The sequence below is a fragment of the Amycolatopsis sp. NPDC004079 genome (assembly GCF_040610415.1).
In the GTDB taxonomy this organism is placed as follows: domain Bacteria; phylum Actinomycetota; class Actinomycetes; order Mycobacteriales; family Pseudonocardiaceae; genus Amycolatopsis; species Amycolatopsis halotolerans.
Map to the genome: position 1 here is coordinate 14,295 of NZ_JBEXMH010000051.1, position 20,010 is coordinate 34,304.

Consider the following 20,010-nt stretch of genomic DNA (forward strand, 5'->3'; position numbering starts at 1 on the left):
GAGGATGTGACCACACCCTCCGCCGGCTGGACCGACGAGCTCGCCAGGGCCCGGCTGCATTTCGTCACCGGCAAGGGCGGAACCGGCAAGACCACGCTCGCCGCGGCGCTGGGTCTCGCACTCGCCTCGCGCGGGCGCCGGGTGCTCTTGATCGAGGTCGAGGGCCGCCAGGGCATCGCCCAGCTTTTCGACACCGAACCGCTGCCGTACGCGGAACAGCGGATCGCGTCGGTCCCCGGCGGCGGCGAACTGCGCGCGCTGCACATCGACGTCGAAGCGGCGCTGCTCGAATACTTCGAGATGTTCTACAACCTCGGTTTCGCCGGGCGGACGCTGCGCCGGATGGGGGCGATCGAGTTCGCCACCACGCTCGCGCCGGGCCTTCGCGACGTCCTGCTCACCGGGAAGATCAAGGAATGCGTCGGGCGCACGGAATCCGACGGCCGCCACACCTACGACGCGGTCGTCGTCGACGCGCCGCCGACCGGGCGCGTGGTGAAGTTCCTCGACGTCACCAAGGCGCTCACCGACCTCGCCAAGACCGGCCCGATCCGCGGCCAGGCCGACGGCGTCGTCCGGCTGCTGCATTCCGGCGAGACCGCCGTGCACCTCACCACGCTGCTGGAGGAGATGCCGGTGCGCGAAACCGTCGAGGCGGTCGCTGAGCTCGACGGTGCCGACCTGCGGCCGGGCGCGGTGCTGGTGAACCGGGTCCGCCCGCCGCGACTGCCCGCGCGCTCGGTGACCGCGGCCGCCGACGGCCGGGTGGACGCCGATCGGGTGCGCTCCGGCCTCGCCTCGGCCGGGCTGAACCTGCCGGAGGCGACGCTCGACGCGCTCGTGGAGGAAACCGTCGAGCACGCCGTCCGCGTCGCCGCCGAGCAACGGGCCCGCGAACAGCTCGCCGAGGCCGATCTGCCGACGCTGGAGCTGCCGGATCTCACCGACGGCGTCGACGTCGCCGCGCTCTACGAACTCGCCGAAACACTGCAGGAACAGGGGGTGCGCTGATGCCCGCCGACACGATGCTCGACGTGGACGCCCTCCTCGACGACCCGGCCAGCCGCGTGATCGTGTGCTGCGGTTCCGGCGGCGTCGGCAAGACCACCACCGCCGCGGCGCTCGCGCTGCGGGCCGCCGAACGCGGCAGGCAGACCGTGGTGCTGACGATCGACCCGGCACGCAGGCTCGCGCAGGCGCTCGGGCTGCGCGAACTGGGCAATCACCCGAAGCAGGTGCAGGTCGAGGGCTTCGAGCCCAAGGGCGAACTGTGGGCGATGATGCTCGACATGCGTCGCACGTTCGACGACATGGTGCGCGTGCACGCCGGACCGGAGCGGGCCGAGCAGCTGCTGCAGAACCCCTTCTACCAAACCATTTCCACGTCGTTCTCCGGCACGCAGGAGTACATGGCGATGGAGAAGCTGGGCCAGCTCGCGGCGACCGACGAATGGGATCTGATCATCGTCGACACGCCGCCGAGCCGGTCCGCGCTCGACTTCCTCGACGCGCCGACCCGGCTGTCCACCGCGCTCGACGGCCGGATGATCCGGCTGCTCACCGGCCCGGCGAAAGCGGGCGGCTGGGGTCTGCGCAAGGTGGTCAGCGCCGGGTTCTCGATGTTCGCCAAGGCCGTGTCGACGATCATCGGCGGCCAATTGCTCGCCGACGCGTCGGCGTTCATGCAGGCCTTCGACAGCATGTTCGGCGGCTTCCGCGAACGCGCGCGCAAGACCGCCGAGCTGCTGCGCTCGTCGGGCACGTCGTTCCTCGTGGTGGCCGCGCCGGAGCCGGACGCACTGCGCGAGGCGTCCTACTTCGTGGAGCGGCTGGCCGGAGAGTCGATGCCGCTGGCCGGTCTGGTCGCCAACCGCACACACCCGGTGCTCGCGCCGCTGTCCGCGACCGAAGCGCTGACCGCCGCCGAGTCGGTGCAGAACGCACCGCTCGCCGAGGCCGTGCTGCGGCTGCACGCGGACCGCGTCGCGCTGGCCGAACGCGAAAACCGCCTGCTGGCGCGCTTCACCCGCGCGCATCCGGAAGTGCCGCTGACCCGGGTGCCCGCGCTCGCCGGTGACGTGCACGACCTCGAGGGTCTGCGCGACATCGGAGCAAAACTGACGTCGTGAGCGGCTGCGCCTCAGCACAGCCGCTCACGAGCAGGTTTCAGCCCGCCGCGGCGGCCAGCGCGTCCCGCTTGGCCGCTTCGAGCAGGTCAGTCCAGCTGGTCACGTCCGGGCGACGGCGCAGCAGGGCGCGCCGCTCCCGTTCCGTCATCCCGCCCCAGACCCCGAAATTGATCCGGCCGTCGAGTGCCTCGGAGAGGCATTCGGTGCGGACCGGACACCCCATGCACACGGCTTTCGCCCTGTTCTGTTCGGCGCCTCGCACGAACAACCCGTCGGGATCAGCGTCCCGGCACGAGGCATCGACCCGCCAGCCAACCTGATTGGTTTGCATACCCCCAGCTCCCTCATCTGGTGTATGGCACCAGCGAAGGCGAAGCTCCCGCTCCCACCCCCGCGAGCGTTTCCCACTGCGCCGCACGTCGGTGACGGCACCTCCCCGGTGCCGCTGCCGCTGTCCGGACCAGCCAGGCTCCCACCCGGGCTGCTCCGTCTGTCGGCATCTACGTGAGACGTTGACGGACTGTAGGGTCCCTCGGTTCCCTCCGTCGAGACCTAGCATGCATTCCGTTACCTGAGGTCACGACACGGGGTCCCGTTATTGATCGCTCGCGGGGGCGCGCGGGTGTGAGGTCACGGAGGCGACACGGACCTTCAGTACCCTGGCTTTCGTGCGCAAAACGGATGGTCTTTTCAAGCTCATCGGCCTGTGCCTGCTGGCAGGGGTGCTGGTCGCCGGGATCATGTTCCCGGTGGTTGGCGCCGCGGGGGTCGTGTCCAACCAGGCGAGCGAGACGGTCGACAAGACGTCTTCCGACCTCGCCGACATCCCGCCGCCGCTGGTGACGACCATCACCGACTCCGGCGGCAAGCCGATCGCGACGCTGTACAAGCAGTACCGGATCCCGGTACGGCCGGACCAGATCAACCCGGCGCTGAAGTGGGCGCTGCTCTCAGCCGAGGACAAGGCGTTCTACGAGCACCACGGGGTGAACTGGGGCCGGACGCTGCGCGCCGCCGTCTCCAACACCGCGGGCGGGGACACACAGGGCGCCTCGACGATCACGCAGCAGTACGTGAAGAACTACCTGATCAACGTCGTCTACCGGGGCGACAAGAACGGCCAGGCCAAGGCGCAGGAGCAGTCGCTCTCGCGCAAGCTCAAGGAAGCCCGGATCGCGATCAACCTCGAGACGAAGCTCTCGAAGGACCAGATCCTCGCCGGCTACCTCAACATCGTCGAGTTCTCCCGGCAGATCTACGGGGTCGGAGCGGCCGCGCACGCCTACTTCAACACCACGCCGGAGAACCTGACCGTGCCGCAGGCCGCGCTGCTCGCGGGCATCGTGAACAACCCGATCGTCTTCGACCCGTGGAACCACCCGGACAAGGCGACCAAACGGCGCAACCTGGTCCTCGACCGGATGGTCAGCAACCAGAAGCTGGCGAAGGCGGACGCGGACAAGTTCAAGACGGAACCGCTCGGCGTGGTGCCGGACACCCCGCAGAAGCCCGCGTCGAACTGCACCGGGGCCGGGACCGAGAACGGCTTCTTCTGCCAGTACGTCCAGGACTACCTGCTCAAGGCCGGGATGTCGGAGGACCAGCTGTACACCGGCGGGTACACGATCAAGACCACGCTGGACGAGAAGGCCAACCACGAGGCGAAGGTCTCGGCCGAGCAACAGGTGAGCAAAACCCAGAAGAACGTCGCGAACACGCTTTCGCTGATCCGGCCGGGCAAGGACCGGCACGAAGTGGTGGCGCTCGCGGCGAACCGGGACTACGGCATCGACGCGGATCAAGGGCAGACGACGTATGCGCTCCCGTCCGGCGTGTTCAACACCGGCGGCGCGGGGTCGAGCTACAAGATCTTCACCACCGCGGCGGTGCTGAACCAGCACATCGCCGGGATCTACAGCAACATCCCGATCGGCAGCAGCTACGTCTCGCACGTCTTCACCGGCAGCCAGCCGCACTGTCCGGCGACCGGCGCGCCGAACACCCGCTGGTACTGCGTGGGCAACGCCGGTAATGGCTACCCCGAGTCGGGTTCGTTGCAGCAAGCACTGGCGACCTCGCCGAACACCGCGTTCGTGGCGTTGGAGGACAAGCTCGGCAGCACCGGGCCCGCCATCGACATGGCGACGAAGCTGGGCATGCGCGAGACCATGGCGAGCAACCCCGGCGGCGGAAAGGTCGACCCGAAGTCGACCGACGCGGGCAAGAACCAGTCGCAGGCGCAGGCCTACGGCCCCAAGGGCAACTACCCGGGCACGGGTGCGTTCACGCTGGGCTTCAGCCCGACGAGCGGCCTGGAAATGGCGAACGTCGCGGCGACCATCCTGAGCGGCGGCAAATGGTGCCCGCCGACCCCGCTGGCGTCGGTGACCGACCGCGACGGCAAACCGGTGCCGATCAAGGAAGCGGCGTGCGAGCAGGTCGTGCCGGAAGGCCTCGCGAACACCATGGCGGTCGGCATGAGCAGGGACGACCAGGAGCCCGGCGGCACGTCCGCCAAGGCCGCTCAAGCAGTGGGCTGGAACCGTCCGCTGGTCGGCAAGACGGGCACGACCCAGAACAACGGCTCGGCGACCTTCGTGGCCGGGACCCCGCAGATGGCCGGTGCGGCCATGGTGTTCCGTCCGGAAGGCGGCAGCGGCGGGCTTTGTTACGGCGGACCTGGCGACGTGTCCACCTGCGGCACCGGCAACATGTTCGGCGGCAAGACGCCCGCGCAGACGTGGTTCGGCGCGATGACGAACATCATGAAGGACCAGCCGGTCGTTCCGTTGCCGCCGGAGGATCCGGCGTATACCAACTGAATCCGGTGAAAACGGGGCGGGAGACGCGATCTCCCGCCCCGTTTCGCTTGTCCGGGCTCAGCGTCATCCGTTGAGCGCCGCCAGCAAAGAGAACCGCGATCGCCACCGCCCGACTCCGCATCCCTGCCGGGCTGGTCCAATCCACTTCGATCCCACGACGCCCAGCGTCCGATGTCGAGAGAACGCCGCTGAGACTCTCGCCCTACGCCAACCGGCACCGGCCACAGCGGACGACCTGATCGAACACGTATCCTCGACCTTGTGAGCACGCTCGGTAACGCCAGTCCGCCCGGGGGCACCGCGAAGCGGTTGGCCGCAGGGACCATCGCCCTCGGGGCCGCCACCCTCGGTTACGCCGTCGGCATCGAACGCCGCCGCTTCACCCTGCGGACCGCGGAACTGCCCGTACTCGCGCCCGGCACGCCGCCGTTCACCATCCTGCACGTCTCAGACCTGCACATGCTTCCCGGTCAGCAAGCCAAGCAGCGCTGGGTCGCCGCGCTCGGCGAGCTCGAGCCGGACCTCGTCGTCAACACCGGCGACAACCTCTCCCACCGCACCGCGGTCCCGTCCGTGCTCCGCGCGCTCGGCCCGCTGCTGGACCGGCCCGGGGTGTTCGTCTTCGGCAGCAACGACTACTACGCGCCCAAGCCCAAAAACCCCGCGCGCTACCTCATGCCGCGCGGCAAGAAGAAGCGCATCCACGGCACCCAGCTGCCCTGGCGCGACCTCCGCGCCGCCTTCGTCGAACACGGCTGGGTCGACCTCACGCACGTCCGCCGCACCGTCGACGTCGGCGGCCGCGCTGTCTTCGCCGCCGGAGTCGACGACCCGCACCTCCACCGCGACCGCTACTCCGACATCGCCGGACCCGCCGACACCACGGCGGCTGTCCGCCTCGGCGTCACCCACAGCCCAGAACCGCGCGTCCTCGACACGTTCGCCACCGACGGCTACGACCTCGTCCTCGCCGGCCACACCCACGGCGGACAACTCCGCATCCCCGGCTACGGCGCGATCATCACCAACTGCGAACTCGACCGCAGCCGCGCCCGCGGCGCCTCCCGCTGGGGAGCCCGCATGTGGCTCCACGTCTCCGCCGGACTCGGCACCTCCCCCTACGCCCCCGCCCGCTTCGCCTGCCCGCCGGAAGCGAGCCTGTTGACGCTGGTCCCGCGTGGATCCGGGGCTTCCGACCCCCGCAAACCGGCCCCGCGTAAAGCCGCGAAACCCGTCCGCTAGACTTACTCCCGACCCGCTAAGCAGTACCTCGGGGTGTGGCGCAGCTTGGTAGCGTGCCTCGTTCGGGTCGAGGAGGTCGTGGGTTCAAATCCCGCCACCCCGACGTATGAAGGCCGGGTAGTCACGAGATCGCGACTACCCGGCCTTCACGTTTCCCCGGTTCGACTGCTCCCCGTGCCGATCGCGACATCGGGATCCGGGTGCGGCAGGCGTGCCCATCTGTCGCGGAATTTCCTGGAACGCCGGTCGAGTCGCGATGTGCAGGGGACAGGCAGCCGCGATGCTGATCCAGGTGGTTCTGCACTCGCCACGAAATCGGAAAGCAATTACCTTTCCGGGACCGCGGCGGCTATTCTGCCGCAGTGGTTTCGACGGCGAGAACGGTAATCCTGGTTCTCGGGCTGGCCCTGATCGCGCTGGGAATCGCCGCTGTTTGCGGGCTTCTCTTCGTTCTCGCGTTAAGCCGCGGCGGTCAAGGCTGGGTCAACGCGGACGCGGCGTTCACCACGTTCGCGGCGGGTGCGGTCTGGACCCTGCTGACAGGCGGATTCGCGGTCCGGCTGTCTCGGCGGATGTACAGCCGGACGCTCTGCCCCGCCGGGATGTTCTGCGTCGCGCTCGGCGCGATACCCGCCGTCCTCGCGGCAGCGGGTGTTTTTTCCGGCCATTCCCGGTAATCCCGCCCGCGCTAGCAGGTAGCGGTCAGCTCTTGCCAGCACTGCTGGAAGTCGCCGACGGCGGCGGTTCTTGCCCAGGACCAGGCGGAACGAGCCGCGGAGGTCACCTGGTCACGATCGTTCGCGCCGGATTCCGACAGGGCGACGGCCAGCCGGGATTCCATGTAGGCGGCCAGGGATCGGTAAGACAGCTCTTCACGGAAGCGAGCGCGCTCGACGATGTCGGTGAATCCGGCGTTGGCGACGTGGGCGGCGATAGCGCGACCCGCGAAGGGGTCGCCGCCCGCGCGGCGGCGTACGAGGTAATAGCCGCGCAGTGCGGCGTCCACGTTTGCCGTTCTGGGCCGGATTTTAGCCCGGCTCCAGTCCGGCGCGGCCAACGCCAGCCTGCCGCCAGGGCGCAGGATTCGGCGGATCTCGGCCAGAGCCGCGTGCGGGTCGGACAGATGCTCGAAGAGCGAATGAGCGAAGACCACGTCGATCGATGAAGCGGCAAAGGGAAGTGCGTAGACCGCTCCGGCCACGTAGTCCGTTGTGGACGGCGAAGCGGGTGCCGCGGGACGGACGTCGACGCAGATCACCCGCACGTCCGGGGCCACGGAACTGAGGATCGAGCCTTGGCCGCAGCCCAGGTCCAGGACTCTCGAGCCTGGGGTGCAGAGCGGTCGGGCGAACGCGGCGCGGTCACTCGCTGTGCGCGTGTTCATCATCGACAGCGCGTCTTGGGCGTAGCCCGGCGCGTAACCCTCCAGCACCCCGCACAGAGTACGGGTGGAAGGTGGCAGGATCGAGGGGTGAGCACGCAGTCAGGCAACCAAAATCCGCCCGCGGTGGTCCCGGACCGCCTGTTCGACGACGCCGAAGCCGAAAAGCGCTGGCTGGCGCGGTTCCACGCGCCGCGCATCTCGGTGCCCGAATGGGCCCGCGACGCACCCGATGCCAACGTGTACGTCTCCAACGCCAGTGGCGTATGGGAGGTTTACGCGTGGGACCGGGCCACCGACAGTCACCGGCGCGTCACCAATCGACCCAACGGCACCCTGCACGCGACGCCCGCGCCCGACGGAACGGCCATCTGGTGGTTCGACGACACCGACGGCGACGAGTTCGGATCGTGGCGCAGCCAGCCGTTCGACGGCGACAGTTCCGCGGCCGTCAAAGCCTTGCCCGATATTCACGACGGATATCCGGCCGGTCTGGAGATCGGCCGGCGAGTGATCGCGGCCGGCGTTTCGACCGACGACGGCAGCGAATTGTTCGCGAAAATCGACGGCGTGACCGAGCGTTTCTACCAGCACTCGGATGACGCCGGGATCGCGTCGATGTCGCGCGACGAAAGCCTGCTCGCGATTTCCCATTCCGAGCACGGGGATTCGCGGCATCCGGCGTTGCGGGTGCTGTCCACCAACGGGTTCACCACCGTCGCGGAGAAGTGGGACGGCGAAGGAAAAGGCTTGCAGGCGCTGGAGTTCTCGCCGCTTCCGGGCGACCAGCGGGTGCTGGTGCTGCACGAACGCCGCGGCCGTGAAGAACTGCTGGTGTGGGATGTGCAGGCGGACACCGAAACCGAGCTGCTGATCGATTTGCCCGGCGAGGTCGTCGCGGATTGGTATCCGGACGCGCGCGCGTTGCTGGTCGTGCACTTCCACGAGGCGCGCAGTTCGTTGTACCGCTACGACCTCGACAGCGGTGAACTGTCCGCTGTGGACACTCCGGCCGGACGGATCGGCGGCGCGGGCGTGCGCCCGGACGGAACGATCGAGTACTCGTGGTCCAGCGCCGCGGAGCCCGCCGCGGTCCGTGCCCGCGCGGCCGACGGCACCGACTCCGTCCTGCTGACGCCTCCGGGCGACCGCGCACCGGGTTCGTCGCCGGTCACCGACGCGTTCGTCGAGGGCGTCGGCGGCCGGATCCACGCACTGGTGTCCCGTCCGGCGGACGCTCCCGACGGCCCGCTGCCGACGGTGTTCTCCCTGCACGGCGGCCCGCACGCGGCCGACGAGGACCGCTTCTCCGCCTACCGCGCGACCTGGCTGGACGCCGGATTCGCCGTGGTCGAGGTCAACTACCGCGGCTCCACCGGCTACGGCTCGGCATGGCGCGACGCCATCGAAGGCCGCCCGGGCCTGACGGAACTGGAAGACGTCGCGGCGGTGCACGACTGGGCTGTCGAAAGTGGACTGTCCGATAAGGACAAGTGCGTCGTGAACGGCGCTTCGTGGGGCGGATACTTGACCCTGCTGGCAATGGGCACCCAGCCGACGCGGTGGGCAGCCGGAGTCGCGGGCGTGCCGGTGGCCGACTACGTGGCCGCTTACGAGGACGAGATGGAACAACTGCGCTCGTTCGACCGCGCCCTGTTCGGCGGCGCCCCGGACGACGTGCCTGCGGTGTACCGCGAATGCTCGCCGCTGACGTACGTGGACGCGGTCGCCGCCCCGGTGCTGATCCTGGCCGGGGACAACGACCCCCGCTGCCCGATTCGGCAGATCGAGAACTACCTGGACCGCCTCGCCAAGCGCGACGCGCCTCACGAGTTCTACCGCTACGACGCCGGACACGGGTCGCTGGTGATCGCCGAGACGATCAAGCAGACGTCGATTGAGGTGTACTTCGCCTTGCGGGCGTTGGGAATGCGCTGATGGAGCGGGCCGTCCAGGGGTTCCTGGACGGCCCCCGAGGTTTTCAGAAAGCACCACAGTGGGACCGCTGAGCCGCTAGGGTACGCATATGCCCAATGTCAAGTTTCGGGAGTTCCAGTACACTCGCAAGTACACCGCCACCGGCTCTCTCGCGCTTGACGACGTGTATCTCACCGACGCATGTTCGATGCAGGTACAACTGACGCAAGTGCTGCAAATCAACACGCTGGCTGCCCAAATGCATCGCAAAATGGCCTATCGCGTGTTGCAGCACGAGTTGCGGCTTATTCTCAGTTTTCTCTACTCGTCACCGGCTGGGATGCTCGTAGCACGCGGGTCAGATCTTCTAGCTTCTGCTCGGCAAATCGGGAGTTTCTTCACCGAGTCGGTGGGCTTGGGTATGCTCACTGCAGCGATGCGCGCCCGCTGCGGCTGGAACGGCGGTCACCAAGACCTTGATCACTTCGACGTTCACCCGACGCCACCCTCGATGACACGGTTTTCCCGCAAGGGAATTCGGCCGGATCTTATGTTCTCGTTCAAGCACCAGTCGCCGTCTTCCATCGCGGGCGAAGCTCGTGGGCGAGCAAGGAAGCAACCTAGGCTCGACCACACGTACTCCGAACAACGGGGGCGCCTCAACGAGATGCTCGACTGGTCCGGTCGTTATCAAAGCCATCCAGTCACAATGGCTTATACCTTCATTAAGGGCCCGCACATCGCAGTTGACCTTTTCGTGCCTGCGTCTGCGGAACCATTACCGTACCCTGACGAACCAGTCGGCGGTACAGGTCCTCCTCGTCCGAGGAACCGTGACCCACACCGTCGCACTCCAGACTTCGATCGCCTAGTTGACAACATTGTCACACCGGACAACGAGTCCGGTTCGCCCGACGGAGCCGAAGCGCTCTACGAAACTGCGCCGACATCCGATCGCATCCAGTATCTCGAGGGCAGAGAAGTTCGTGGTGATTGGGTGACTGCAGATTTAATTACGCAGTCGAGTACTCGGCTATTTATTGGCGTACTCCCGGACGAACTCAGGCCTAGCACCCAGGCAGCAGCGAACAGCCTGCAGGACCCCGAAGATCCCATCAGCATCAACCTGTTCGGCCGTGTTCTGCTTGCGACCGCTGAGGGCATCCGCTCGCCCAGCTGGAGCGACATCAGCGAACGACTTAGCCAGTAATCAAGCCACTGGCCCGGCTCACAGCCCGCGCTTAGCGCCCTTCAACCGCTCCACAGCAGCATCGTCACCCTCGTAAGACACCTGCACCGCGTCCCGTCCGAAGACGAACAGCAGGAGTTCCATCGGCTCGCCCACCACGGTCACCACCGGGGTTCCCGACTTCACCGAAGCAGACTGACCATCCGGAGTCCGCAGCACCACTCCGACCGGCGACTTGCGCAGGTTCAGCTTCGCCGTCCGCGTCGCCAGCCGCCAGGCCGCGCTGTCCCGCGAGGGATCGGCCGGGCGCGGGGTCCAATCCGGTTGTGCCCGGCGGACATCCTCGTGGTGCACCAGGAATTCCGCACTGTTCGTCGCCTCGTCCACCGGACCGATGGACGTCGGCCAGAAGCGGGACGGGCCTCGGCGCACCTGGCCGACCAGGTCGTCCCACGGGCGCGCCGCGACGCCGTCTTGCACCTTCTGAGTGTGACCGGCGAGGGCAGGCACCACGATTCCGGGCATCGCGTCCGGCCGATGCTCCCGCACGACCAGATGCGCGGCCAGGTCCCGCGTCTGCCAGCCCTCGCACAGCGTCGGGGCGTCCGGGCCGAGCTGCTCGAAGAGGTCGCTCAGCGCTTGGCGTTCATCCTTGGCAAGGCCCATGCCAGCCAGGTTACTCGCTGGTAGTCGCTAGTGGTGGAATCCCGTCGACGTGGCTGGGTCGTGCTGCGGCGACGGCTGGCTGTTCAGTTCCGGCAGTACGCGCTTCAGGTCGGCGAGCAGCAGGTCGGCCAGGTCGTGGGTGAAGCCGTTGCGGACGACGACGCGCAGCACCGCCAGATCGGTGCGGTTGTCCGGGAACGTGTACGCGGGCACGAGCCAGCCGCGTTCACGGAGGCGGCGGGACACGTCGAAGACGTCGAACGCGGTGATGTCCGAGCGAGTGGTGAAGGCGAACACCGGCAGCTGGTCGCCGCGGGTGAGGAGTTCGAAGGGTTCCAGCTTGGAGATCTCGTCGGCCAGATACATCGCCACGTCGCGCGAAGCTTGTTGTACAGCACGGAAACCTTCGCGGCCCAGCCGCACGAAGGTGTAGTACTGCGCGGCGACTTCCGAGCCAGGGCGGGAGAAGTTGAGCGCGAAGGTCGGCATGTCGCCGCCCAGGTAGTTGACGTTGAACACCAATTCCTCGGGCAGCGCGGCCTTGTCGCGCCACACCACCCAGCCGACGCCGGGGTAGACGAGGCCGTATTTGTGCCCGGAGGTGTTGATCGAAGCGACGCGCGGCAGCCGGAAATCCCACTCCAGGTCCTCGTCCAGGAACGGGGCGATCATCGCGCCGGACGCGCCGTCGACGTGCACCGGGATGTCCCAGCCGGTCCGTTCCTGCAGCGCGTCGAGCGCGGCCGCGACCTCGGCGACCGGCTCGTAGCTGCCGTCGAAAGTCGAGCCGAGGATCGCGACGACGCCGATCGTGTTCTCGTCGCAGAGTTTCACCGATTCTTCGGCGGACAGGTGGTACCGGTCGCCCTCCATCGGCACCAGGCGCGGCTCGACTTCCCAGTATTCGCAGAACTTTTCCCAGCACACCTGGACGTTGACGCCCATCACCAGGTTCGGCTTCCCGGTCCGGCCCAGCTTCGACCAGCGCCGCTTCAGCGCCATCCCGGCGAGCATGCAGGCCTCGGACGACCCGGTGGTCGAACAGCCCATGATGTCGGTGGGATCGGGCGCGTGCCACAGATCGGCGAGGATGTTGACGCAGCGCCGCTCGAGTTCGGCGGTCTGCGGGTACTCGTCCTTGTCGATCATGTTCTTGTCGACGCATTCGGCCATCAGCTCGCGCGCCTGCGGCTCCATCCACGTCGTGACGAACGTGGCGAGGTTGAGCCGCGCGTTGCCGTCGAGCATCAGCTCGTCGCGCACCAGCTGCAGCGCGGTGTCCGGCGGCAGCGAATCGTCCCGCAGCCGGTCGCGCGGCATCGTGAAGTCCGCGGCGAGCGCCGGATTGCTCCCGGCGTACAACGGATTCGTGCCCGTCTTCCGGTCTGCCCGATCTTGTTTCCCCTGATGCAGCACCATGCCAGCGAACCTACTGCGGGGTGCCGGTGCCGACCACCGGATGCGGGAAAAGCCGTCCGCGACGAGGCGGACGGCTTTTCTCCGGCGGAGCGGGTCAGGCTTGCTGCGCCTGCCACATCCAGTGCGCCTCTTCCAGCGCGCGGGTGATCTCGATGAGCAGATCCTGCGTCACGAGGTCGCTCTTGTCGGTCTCGTCGATGCGCTTGCGGAGCCGTTCGATCAGCGTCGCGAGCGTGTCGACGATCGCGGAGATGGTCGAGTCGACGGACTGCCAGTTGTCCGGGTACTCCGGAGCCCCGGACGTCGCGACGACGGTTTTCGCCTTGCCGTTGGGCGAAACCCCGATCGCGGCGGCGCGCTCGGCCACCTCGTCGACGTACTGCCGCGCGGTCGACACCAGCTCGTCGAGCTGCAGGTGCGCGCTGCGGAAGTTCTGGCCCACCACGTTCCAGTGCGCCTGCTTCGCGATGAGCGAGAGGTCGATCAGATCGGTCAGCGTCGCCTGCAGCGCGTTGCCGGTGATCTCCTTGTCCGCGTCGGAAAGCGGGCTCTTGATGGGGGAAGTGGTCATCTCGGGTGTCCCTCCTCGGTCTTGGTTCAGACGGTGGTGGTCAACTCCACCTCGATGTTGCCGCGGGTCGCGTTGGAGTACGGGCAGACCTGGTGTGCCTGCTCGACCAGCTGGTCGGCGTCGGCCTTGGCCAAGCCGGGCAGCGAGACGTCGAGCCGCACGCCGAGCTGGAACCCGACGTCCTTCTTGAACACGCTGACCGAACCGGTCACCGTCGCCGCCGGCAGCGCGACCTTCGCCTGCCGGGCCACGGCCTGCAGCGCGCTCAGGAAACACGCGGAGTACCCCGCGGCGAACAGCTGCTCCGGGTTGGTTTTGTCGCCGCCGGGACCGCCCATCTCCTTGGGGATCGCCAGCGACTCGTCAATCACGCCGTCCGAGGACGTCACGTCGCCGTTGCGGCCTTCTCCTCGCGCGGTCGCGACGGCGGTGTAGATCGGCTCGGCCATGCGTGTTACCTCCTCATCGGGGACGCCTCCGGAGTCAGCGTCTCAATGAGTTCAACACTCCGCATCCGCGGAACAGTGCCCCGGCATGGCAGTCATCACCCCAGGAATAACCGGGATCGCAGGAGGCCAAACGTCAGCGTGCGCGAAGCAGCGCGTGCTCCGCGACCTGCTCTCCGATGAGCCGCAACGTGCGGACGCTCTTCTCGTCGGAAGCGCCGCCGCCCTCGTCGAACTTCGTCTCGGCGGAGTTGATCGAACCACCCAAGGGAGTGGACCAGCCGCGCAGCGCGTGCGTGATCGTGCGGAGCTGTTCGAGCGTGGTGACCGCGGCCTGCCAGCCGTACGCGACGGCGGCGAGACCCACCGCGCGGCCGTCGAGGTAGGGGCGAGAGTCTTCACGGAGGTCTTCGACGTAGTCCAGGGCGTTTTTGACCAGGCCGGACAGCCCGCCGTGATAGCCGGGCGAGACGACGATGAGCCCGTCGGCCCGGCGGATGCCCTCGATGAGCTTCCTCGCGCGTTCGTCCCGCTCCAGCGTGGCGGTGTCGTAGAACGGCAGGACCAGCTCGGGCCCCGGGATCAGCTCGGTCACGACGCCGCGTTCCTCGGCGGCGGCGAGCGCGATGCGCAACGCGCGCTCGGATTGCGAGCCCTCCCGCAGGGAGCCGCCGATGCCGAGGACCCGGACCGTATTCGCTGAAGTCACAGGTCGAGGCTAACCCCTCCACCTAACTGGAGGACCAGAATCTGGGACGGAGGGCTGGGTCACACACCGACTGGACCAACGTACCTACTGGCAAGTAACCTCGGTTCATCCGGCGTTCGAGGAGGAACGATGGCCATTCCGCTGCAGATCCGCGCGCAGACTGCCGCCGCGCAGTTGTTGTTCTGGCTGCCCCGTCCGGTGCGCAGGCTGATCGCCGGAGCGCCGCTGCGGCTGGACGGCCAGGAACTCGCCCTCGACGCCCAGTTGCTGCTGCGGCTGCAGAAGCTTTCCGGCGCTTCGCTGGTCAACGGGTCGGTCGAACGGTCGCGCGCGCTGTTGGAAGCGAGCCAGCACCTGGTGAATGGCAAGCGGGTCAACCCCGTCGCGACCCGCGACGTCGCCATCCCGTCCGGCGACGCGTCGCTGGACGCCACCCTCTACACCCCGGCCGGACTGCCCGAACCGTCGCCGCTGCTGGTGTTCTTCCACGGCGGCGGCTGGGTCATCGGCAGCCGGGCCACCCACGACAACGCCGCGCGCTACCTCGCGAAGCACGCCGGGGTTCGAGTGCTGTCGGTGGAATACCGGCTCGCGCCGGAGAGCCCGTTCCCCGGGCCGGTCGAGGACGCGCTGGCCGCGTTCGACTACGCGCACGCCAAGGCGGCCGACCTCGGCGCGGACCCGGATCGGATCGCTGTGGGCGGCGACAGCGCGGGCGGCAATCTGTCCGCCGTCGTCGCGCTCGAGGCGACCCGGCGCGGCGGCGCGGCGCCCGCGTTCCAGCTGTTGATCTACCCGGCCGTCGACTTCACCACGCGACGCCGGTCTCGCGAACTGTTCGGCGAAGACCTCTTCCTCACCGACGAGGCGATGGTGTGGTTCGAAGGGCATTACACGCCCGAGGGCGTCGACAAGGCCGACCCGCGGATGTCGCCGCTGCTCGCGTCTGACCACAGTGGACTCCCGCCCGCCTACATCGTGACCGCGGGCTTCGACCCGCTGCGCGACGAAGGCGAGGCGTACGCGGAAAAACTGCGCGCCGCTGGGGTTCCGGTGGCGCTCAGCCGGCAGGCTGACCTGATCCACGGATTTCTCAACTTCGCCGGGGTCGGGACGCGGTTCCGGGAGGCGATCGCGGAGATGGCCGGTGCGTTGCGGGTGGGACTCGCGAAGCGCTCGTGAGCGGCGATGCCGGTTAGCACCGGCATCGCCACTGACGAGCCCGGACATGGAACGGAGCCTGGCGCGGCGAACCGCACCAGGCTCCGGGCCTTTCCCCTCCTGTTCAGGCTGCTCAGGTGCCCGGTACTGGCACCGGCGGTGCGGGCAGCGGCGGCGTCGGTACCGGCAGCGGCGGCACCGGCACCCCGCCGAGCAGACCGCCCAGCAGGCTGGTGACCGCGGCGAGCAGGCCCTTGACCAGGTCGCTCACCGCCTTCAGCGGTCCGGGAAGGTCCGGCAGCGGCGGGATCGGCAACGGCGGGATCTGCCGCGGCGTGGCCGTCGGGTCGGCGAGGAGCCGGTTGGACTCGTCCGCGCGGACCTTCGCCGCCGACGAGAGTTGCTGGGTTTCGGATTGGACCTGGTAGCGCTTGCCCGCCGCGATGTCGGCGAGCACCGGGCTGAGCTTGCCCAGGTCTGCCCTCGTCTTCGCGACGTCGCCCGCGTACGCCACCTTGGTCAGGTCGTCGCGCATCTGCAGCACCTGCGCGGCGACGGCCTGAGTGGCCGAGGAGCCCTTGCCGCCCGCCGGGCTCGCGGAGGCCATCCCCGAAGTGCCGACGGCCAGCAGACTGCCCGCGGCGACCACGGCGATGATCCGCCCGATCTTGCCTTTCATTCTTTACCTCCCTGGCCTTTGGGACCTGCCGGGTAAATCGATACCCGCCGTGTCGGCCCAACACCAGCCGATCACCGGATAGGGAGTTTTTCTAACCCTTACGTGCCGAATCCAAGAACGGGGAACCGGCCCGCAATTGATTAACGTGGACGGCTTGCGCGTCCCCCGACGATCACGGACCGCGGACCTGAATCTGACTCATAGTAGCCGGATTGCCCGAATGGCGGCACTGCTCACTCACACAGGCGTAGTTCGTGATCGATTACCTTCATCACCCCGTCGGGAGGCGCGATTTCGCTCGTCCGACCGTGGTGGGTCCCCCACGCACGCACCGCCGCCGCATTCGGGTCCGCTCCCCTTTTTCCGGGAGCCGCTGCCGCTTCGACCGGAGAACTCCAAGGTCGGCGCGGAAATATGAAAAATTGTTCGCGAATGGGCGGTGAGAATGCTTTTTCGCGTCGCCGATGAAGTTATCACCCAGGTCGCCACCGCATTTTCCGGCCCCGCCGAACGCCTGCGCGACACCCGACCGGGTGCGCGACGGCAGCGCGGAGGGTGTGACGAAAAGAAGTTGCACGCTCGTACCAACTCTTGCTCTCATGGGGTACGTGCCTTTTCAGCAGTACCGCCGCGTCCTGAGCGTCCCCGGACTCCGCCCGTCGATGGCGCTGATGTTCTTCGCACGCGTGCCCATGACGATGACCGGCGTGACGCTGACGCTGTACGTCGTCAGCGGTCTCGGCCGCGGCTACGGCGCGGCGGGCATCGTCGGCGCGGCCGTCACGCTGGGCATGGCGCTCGGCGCGCCGTTGATCGGACGCACCATCGACCGGTACGGCCTGCGCCCGGTGGTCGCGGTGTGCGGGCTGTCGTCCACCGCGTTCTGGTTCGCGGCACCGCATCTTTCTTACGGGGCGCTGGTGGTGTGCGCGCTGCCGGCCGGCGTGCTGTCGGTGCCCGCGGGTTCGCTGGCCCGACAGATCCTGGCCGCGCTCGTGCCCGCCGAACAGCGGCGCGCGGCGTACTCGCTGGACACGATCCTGGTCGAGGCGTCGTTCATGATCGGCCCGGCGGCCGGGATCGCGGCGATCTCGGGGCTGTCGGCCACGCTGACGCTGAGTGGCATCGGCACCATCTTCGGCGTCACCGCGCTGCTGATCTTCCTGCTCAACCCGCCGATCCGGAACGAGGACGAACTCGCCCCGACCGGCACCGTGCGGCCGCCGCTGCGGTCCTGGCTGACCGGACGGCTGCTGGCGACGCTGCTGATCGCCGCCGGGACGCTGTTCTGCCTGGTCGGCACGGAGGTCGCGACGCTGGCCGCGCTGCGCTCGCACGGCGACGTCGGCTGGACCGGCCTGGTCATCGCGGTGATGTGCGCGGCGTCGATGATCGGCGGCATCGTGCACGGCGCGGTGCGGAAGTCGCTGCCGCAGGGACTGCTGATGCTGCTGCTCGCGCTGCTGGTGATCCCGGTCGGGCTCGCGACGCAGCCGTGGTGGCTGCTGATGCTCGTGCTGATCCCGACGAACCTGGTCTGCGCCCCGACGCTCGCGGCCACCACGGAGGCGGTCAGCGAACTCGCGCCGCCCGCCGTTCGCGGCGAGGCGATGGGCCTGCAGGACGCGTCGACGCGGCTCGGGCTGGCGGCGGGGAGCCCGGTGGTCGGGTTCGCGATCGACCATTCGAGCCCGGCGTGGGGTTTCGCGGCGGCCGGGCTCGGCGGGCTGGCGCTGGCGGCGCTGGGGTTGGTGTGGTCGCTGCGCCGGAGCTCGGTGCGGACGCCTTCGCTGGCGGCCGCGGTTCGGGCTCGCCGCTGACTTGAGCTGTCCCAATGCCACATTGGGTGCGTCCCACGCACCCAATGCGGCATTCGGTGCATCCCACGCACCCAATGTGGCGTTCGGTGCGTTCAACGCACCCAATGTGGCATTGGGGTCACGCTCGCGGGCCGTCAGATCGGAGCGGGGCAGGTCGAAGCAGGTCGCCGGGTCGGGGCGGGCCAAGGCCGCGGGGCCCGGTCAGGTGCAGGCTTTGCGCAGCCCGTCGAGCTTCTCCAGGTTCCGCTTGGTCCAGCGGGCGATCACCCCGGCGTCCTCGAGGTGTTCCTTCTGCACCTGGACGTACGAGTCGGCCATGCCGAGAAGGGCGTTCTTGACGTCCTCCTCCTTGACGTTGGCCGCCAGCTCGCGCAGCCGCCGTTCCTTGTCCTGCGCGCGGGCCTTGAGCTTTTCGCCGTCCACCAACGGGTTCAGGTCCGCCAGCCCCAGCGCTTCGGTGCACGTGGAGACCTTGTCCACCGCGGAATTCGTCTGATTGACCGCCGAATCGACCTGGTCGCATCCGGCCAGCAACGTTCCGGCCGCCACCGCGGCGACAGCCACCCCCCAGTACTTCATGCACTTCAGGGTAGCGGTTCCCGCGAGCGGACCAGTGCGGTTCGCCCGCGGGAATCCCTCATCCCTTCACGCACACGACCTGCTTGAGGTGCGCGACCACCTCGACCAGGTCGGTCTGTGCCTTGATCACCGTCTCGATGTCCTTGTACGCGGACGGGATCTCGTCGACGACCCCGGTGTCCTTCCGGCATTCCACGCCCGCGGTCTGCTCGGCGAGGTCGGCGGCGGTGAACGTCTTGCGGGCCTTCGTCCGCGACATCCGCCGCCCGGCGCCGTGGGACGCGGACTCGAACGACGCGGTGTTGCCGAGTCCGCGCACGATGTACGAGCCGGTTCCCATGCTGCCCGGGATGATCCCGAGATCGCCGGAGCCGGCCCGGATCGCGCCCTTGCGGGTGACGAGCAGGTCGACACCGTCGTAGGTTTCCTCGGCGACATAGTTGTGGTGACAAGATATCGCGTCGTCGAAGGACGTTCCGGGGATGACCTCCGCGACCGCGAGCTTCACCAAAGCGATCATCGTCGCCCGGTTCCGCGCCGCGTAGTCCTGCGCCCAGAACAGATCGCGCCGGTACGCCTGCATTTCCGGCGTGTCCGCGACGAACACCGAGAGGTCGGGATCCGGCAGATCCCGGTTGTGCGGCAGCTTCCGCGCGATCGCCATGTGCCGCTCAGCGAGTTCCTTGCCGATGTTGCGCGAACCCGAATGCAGCATCAGCCACACGCGGCCCTCGTCGGCTCCGCCCTGTTCGAGGCAGACCTCGATGAAGTGGTTGCCGCCGCCGAGGCTGCCGATCTGCCGCGCCGCTCGGTCGTGCAGGTCCTGGACGCCCTCGTGCAGATCGCCGAACGACTTCCAGAACGTGTCCCAGCCGCCGACGCCGTGCACCTTCGCGGTGTTGACCGGCGTCTTGTGCAGCCCGAACCCGACCGGCACCGCCGACTCGATCCGCTTGCGCAGCTTGCCGAGGTCGTCTGGCAGGTCGCTCGCGGTGAGCGACGTCCGCACCGCGCTCATCCCGCAGCCGATGTCGACGCCGACCGCGGCGGGAGAGACGGCGTCGCGCATGGCGATGACACTGCCCACCGTCGCGCCCTTGCCGTAGTGGACGTCGGGCATCACCGCGACGCCGTGCACCCACGGAAGGTTGGCGACGTTGCGCAGCTGACGCATCGCTTGGTCTTCGACCGACGCGGGGTCTGCCCACATCCGGATCGGAACCCGCTCGCCGTCCACTGCCGTGTACATGACTTTCCTTTCCCAGAACGAAGTTTGCCCG

19 protein-coding genes and 1 tRNA gene are annotated in these 20,010 nt (G+C 68.3%); 10 read left to right on the top strand and 10 right to left on the bottom strand.

Going from position 1 to position 20,010, the window contains the following annotated elements; genetic code table 11:
- Positions 1-6: 6 nt before the first annotated feature.
- A complete protein-coding gene (locus tag ABZX37_RS36565; protein WP_116205783.1) occupies positions 7-1,011 on the top strand; it encodes an ArsA-related P-loop ATPase in 1,005 nt (334 codons plus the stop codon).
- Complete coding sequence (locus ABZX37_RS36570) at positions 1,011-2,129, top strand: ArsA family ATPase (RefSeq protein ID WP_354747469.1); 1,119 nt, start codon at positions 1,011-1,013, stop codon at positions 2,127-2,129. Before ABZX37_RS36565 ends, ABZX37_RS36570 begins: the two co-directional genes overlap by 1 nt.
- Before the next feature lie 37 nt (positions 2,130-2,166).
- Here ABZX37_RS36570 and ABZX37_RS36575 read toward each other — a convergent pair whose 3' ends face one another.
- On the bottom strand, positions 2,167-2,460 hold the full coding sequence (locus ABZX37_RS36575) for a WhiB family transcriptional regulator (protein ID WP_116205781.1): 294 nt from the start codon (positions 2,458-2,460) through the stop codon (positions 2,167-2,169).
- A gap of 337 nt (positions 2,461-2,797) precedes the next feature.
- Here ABZX37_RS36575 and ABZX37_RS36580 point away from each other — a divergent pair, with 337 nt between their 5' ends.
- From ABZX37_RS36580 to ABZX37_RS36595, 4 genes are all read left to right on the top strand, one after another.
- A complete protein-coding gene (locus ABZX37_RS36580; protein ID WP_354747472.1) occupies positions 2,798-4,951 on the top strand; it encodes a transglycosylase domain-containing protein in 2,154 nt (717 codons plus the stop codon).
- Positions 4,952-5,212: 261 nt separating this feature from the next.
- The gene (locus ABZX37_RS36585) at positions 5,213-6,193 is read left to right on the top strand and encodes a metallophosphoesterase (protein ID WP_354747474.1); all 981 of its coding nucleotides are present in this window, start codon (positions 5,213-5,215) and stop codon (positions 6,191-6,193) included.
- Between the two features lie 29 nt (positions 6,194-6,222).
- A tRNA-Pro gene (locus ABZX37_RS36590) sits at positions 6,223-6,296 on the top strand.
- Positions 6,297-6,555: 259 nt separating this feature from the next.
- Positions 6,556-6,870 (top strand): hypothetical protein, encoded by a 315-nt coding sequence (locus ABZX37_RS36595; RefSeq protein ID WP_354747476.1) that lies wholly within the window; start codon positions 6,556-6,558, stop codon positions 6,868-6,870.
- A gap of 11 nt (positions 6,871-6,881) precedes the next feature.
- On the opposite strand, the gene ABZX37_RS36600 is transcribed toward ABZX37_RS36595, so the two are convergent.
- A complete protein-coding gene (locus tag ABZX37_RS36600) occupies positions 6,882-7,625 on the bottom strand; it encodes a methyltransferase domain-containing protein (protein ID WP_354747478.1) in 744 nt (247 codons plus the stop codon).
- Between the two features lie 39 nt (positions 7,626-7,664).
- Between ABZX37_RS36600 and ABZX37_RS36605 the strand changes: the two genes are divergently transcribed.
- Both ABZX37_RS36605 and ABZX37_RS36610 read left to right on the top strand, forming a co-directional pair.
- Complete coding sequence (locus ABZX37_RS36605; protein ID WP_354747480.1) at positions 7,665-9,512, top strand: prolyl oligopeptidase family serine peptidase; 1,848 nt, start codon at positions 7,665-7,667, stop codon at positions 9,510-9,512.
- A gap of 88 nt (positions 9,513-9,600) precedes the next feature.
- Complete coding sequence (locus ABZX37_RS36610; RefSeq protein ID WP_354747482.1) at positions 9,601-10,701, top strand: hypothetical protein; 1,101 nt, start codon at positions 9,601-9,603, stop codon at positions 10,699-10,701.
- 18 nt (positions 10,702-10,719) lie between these two features.
- Here the strand turns inward: ABZX37_RS36610 and ABZX37_RS36615 are convergent, their stop codons facing one another.
- The 5 genes from ABZX37_RS36615 to ABZX37_RS36635 all read right to left on the bottom strand — a co-directional run bounded on the left by ABZX37_RS36615 (position 10,720) and on the right by ABZX37_RS36635 (position 14,491).
- Positions 10,720-11,346: a TIGR03085 family metal-binding protein gene (locus tag ABZX37_RS36615; protein WP_354747484.1), complete on the bottom strand. Its 627-nt coding sequence runs from the start codon at positions 11,344-11,346 to the stop codon at positions 10,720-10,722.
- 27 nt (positions 11,347-11,373) lie between these two features.
- Positions 11,374-12,765 carry a glutamate decarboxylase gene (locus ABZX37_RS36620; RefSeq protein ID WP_354747486.1) on the bottom strand — a complete coding sequence of 464 codons (1,392 nt, stop codon included), beginning with the start codon at positions 12,763-12,765 and terminating at the stop codon, positions 11,374-11,376.
- Between the two features lie 94 nt (positions 12,766-12,859).
- Positions 12,860-13,336, bottom strand: a complete 477-nt coding sequence (locus ABZX37_RS36625) for a DNA starvation/stationary phase protection protein (RefSeq protein WP_354747488.1) — start codon at positions 13,334-13,336, stop codon at positions 12,860-12,862.
- Positions 13,337-13,362: 26 nt separating this feature from the next.
- On the bottom strand, positions 13,363-13,785 hold the full coding sequence (locus tag ABZX37_RS36630; RefSeq protein ID WP_354747490.1) for an organic hydroperoxide resistance protein: 423 nt from the start codon (positions 13,783-13,785) through the stop codon (positions 13,363-13,365).
- A gap of 133 nt (positions 13,786-13,918) precedes the next feature.
- Complete coding sequence (locus ABZX37_RS36635; RefSeq protein WP_354747492.1) at positions 13,919-14,491, bottom strand: NADPH-dependent FMN reductase; 573 nt, start codon at positions 14,489-14,491, stop codon at positions 13,919-13,921.
- 129 nt (positions 14,492-14,620) lie between these two features.
- On the opposite strand from ABZX37_RS36635, the gene ABZX37_RS36640 reads away from it, so the two are divergent.
- Positions 14,621-15,673, top strand: coding sequence for an alpha/beta hydrolase (locus ABZX37_RS36640; protein ID WP_354747494.1), 1,053 nt, complete (start codon positions 14,621-14,623; stop codon positions 15,671-15,673).
- Between the two features lie 112 nt (positions 15,674-15,785).
- Here the strand turns inward: ABZX37_RS36640 and ABZX37_RS36645 are convergent, their stop codons facing one another.
- Positions 15,786-16,331 carry a hypothetical protein gene (locus tag ABZX37_RS36645; protein WP_354747496.1) on the bottom strand — a complete coding sequence of 182 codons (546 nt, stop codon included), beginning with the start codon at positions 16,329-16,331 and terminating at the stop codon, positions 15,786-15,788.
- A 662-nt stretch (positions 16,332-16,993) separates the two neighbouring features.
- On the opposite strand from ABZX37_RS36645, the gene ABZX37_RS36650 reads away from it, so the two are divergent.
- On the top strand, positions 16,994-18,151 hold the full coding sequence (locus ABZX37_RS36650; protein ID WP_354747574.1) for an MFS transporter: 1,158 nt from the start codon (positions 16,994-16,996) through the stop codon (positions 18,149-18,151).
- 201 nt (positions 18,152-18,352) lie between these two features.
- Here ABZX37_RS36650 and ABZX37_RS36655 read toward each other — a convergent pair whose 3' ends face one another.
- On the bottom strand, positions 18,353-18,730 hold the full coding sequence (locus tag ABZX37_RS36655; RefSeq protein ID WP_354747498.1) for a hypothetical protein: 378 nt from the start codon (positions 18,728-18,730) through the stop codon (positions 18,353-18,355).
- A gap of 58 nt (positions 18,731-18,788) precedes the next feature.
- Positions 18,789-19,979 carry an RtcB family protein gene (locus ABZX37_RS36660; protein ID WP_354747500.1) on the bottom strand — a complete coding sequence of 397 codons (1,191 nt, stop codon included), beginning with the start codon at positions 19,977-19,979 and terminating at the stop codon, positions 18,789-18,791.
- Between the last annotated feature and the right edge of the window lie 31 nt (positions 19,980-20,010).

Coding starts and splice junctions, on each gene's coding strand:
- ABZX37_RS36620 (WP_354747486.1), bottom strand. CDS start 12,765: ATGGTGCTGCATCAGGGGAAACAAGATCGGGCAGACCGGAAGACGGGC.
- ABZX37_RS36640 (WP_354747494.1), top strand. CDS start 14,621: ATGGCCATTCCGCTGCAGATCCGCGCGCAGACTGCCGCCGCGCAGTTG.
- ABZX37_RS36645 (WP_354747496.1), bottom strand. CDS start 16,331: ATGAAAGGCAAGATCGGGCGGATCATCGCCGTGGTCGCCGCGGGCAGT.
- ABZX37_RS36660 (WP_354747500.1), bottom strand. CDS start 19,979: ATGTACACGGCAGTGGACGGCGAGCGGGTTCCGATCCGGATGTGGGCA.
- ABZX37_RS36625 (WP_354747488.1), bottom strand. CDS start 13,336: ATGACCACTTCCCCCATCAAGAGCCCGCTTTCCGACGCGGACAAGGAG.
- ABZX37_RS36615 (WP_354747484.1), bottom strand. CDS start 11,346: ATGGGCCTTGCCAAGGATGAACGCCAAGCGCTGAGCGACCTCTTCGAG.
- ABZX37_RS36570 (WP_354747469.1), top strand. CDS start 1,011: ATGCCCGCCGACACGATGCTCGACGTGGACGCCCTCCTCGACGACCCG.
- ABZX37_RS36610 (WP_354747482.1), top strand. CDS start 9,601: ATGCCCAATGTCAAGTTTCGGGAGTTCCAGTACACTCGCAAGTACACC.
- ABZX37_RS36575 (WP_116205781.1), bottom strand. CDS start 2,460: ATGCAAACCAATCAGGTTGGCTGGCGGGTCGATGCCTCGTGCCGGGAC.
- ABZX37_RS36630 (WP_354747490.1), bottom strand. CDS start 13,785: ATGGCCGAGCCGATCTACACCGCCGTCGCGACCGCGCGAGGAGAAGGC.
- ABZX37_RS36655 (WP_354747498.1), bottom strand. CDS start 18,730: ATGAAGTACTGGGGGGTGGCTGTCGCCGCGGTGGCGGCCGGAACGTTG.
- ABZX37_RS36650 (WP_354747574.1), top strand. CDS start 16,994: ATGGCGCTGATGTTCTTCGCACGCGTGCCCATGACGATGACCGGCGTG.